Origin of the sequence: Lentibacillus kimchii, from assembly GCF_042666895.1 — a bacterium.
GTDB lineage: Bacteria > Bacillota > Bacilli > Bacillales > Amphibacillaceae > Lentibacillus > Lentibacillus kimchii.
In genome coordinates, this window is the sequence record NZ_JBHTGR010000044.1 from 1 (window position 1) to 876 (window position 876).

Genomic DNA, 876 nt, shown 5'->3' on the forward strand with positions numbered 1-876 from the left:
CGTCAGCTCGTGTCGTGAGATGTTGGGTTAAGTCCCGTAACGAGCGCAACCCTTAAGCTTAGTTGCCAGCATTAAGTTGGGCACTCTAAGGTGACTGCCGGTGATAAACCGGAGGAAGGCAGGGATGACGTCAAATCATCATGCCCCTTATGACCTGGGCTACACACGTGCTACAATGGATGGTACAAAGGGACGCGAAGCCGTGAGGTGAAGCAAATCCCATAAAACCATTCCCAGTTCGGATTGCAGGCTGCAACTCGCCTGTATGAAGCCGGAATCGCTAGTAATCGCGGATCAGAATGCCGCGGTGAATACGTTCCCGGGCCTTGTACACACCGCCCGTCACACCACGAGAGTTGGCAACACCCGAAGTCGGTGAGGCAACCTTTTTGGAGCCAGCCGCCGAAGGTGGGGCCAACGATTGGGGTGAAGTCGTAACAAGGTAGCCGTATCGGAAGGTGCGGCTGGATCACCTCCTTTCTAAGGAAGATATTATACGGAAGCCGGTGCTTGTCGCTTAGCGCGGCAGTATCGGCCGGACCGATATCTGTTTTCAGCTACTCTGGTTGTTTGGTTCAGTTTTGAGGGAGCAATTCTCTCTTAAGAGGGCCTGTAGCTCAGTTGGTCAGAGCGCACGCCTGATAAGCGTGAGGTCGGTGGTTCGAGTCCACCCAGGCCCACCATCTGGAACCGAATACGGGGCCTTAGCTCAGCTGGGAGAGCACCTGCCTTGCAAGCAGGAGGTCAGCGGTTCGATCCCGCTAGGCTCCATTTTGCACCTTGAAAACTAAATAAGAGCAAACCATTCAAGACGACATCCAGACGTTCGTTTAAACGAATGTTTTATTAAGTTAAGTGATCAAGGGCGCACGGTGA

The 876-nt window shown here is 53.3% G+C and carries 2 tRNA genes and 1 rRNA gene; all 3 read left to right on the forward strand.

The annotated features are described in order from the left end of the window. Nucleotides 1-480 (forward strand): 16S ribosomal RNA (locus ACFQU8_RS10055); the annotation flags it as partial. Nucleotides 481-606: 126 nt separating this feature from the next. Further along, nucleotides 607-683, forward strand: a tRNA-Ile gene (locus ACFQU8_RS10060). 15 nt (nucleotides 684-698) lie between these two features. Continuing rightward, nucleotides 699-771 (forward strand) — tRNA-Ala (locus ACFQU8_RS10065). Nucleotides 772-876: the final 105 nt, after the last annotated feature.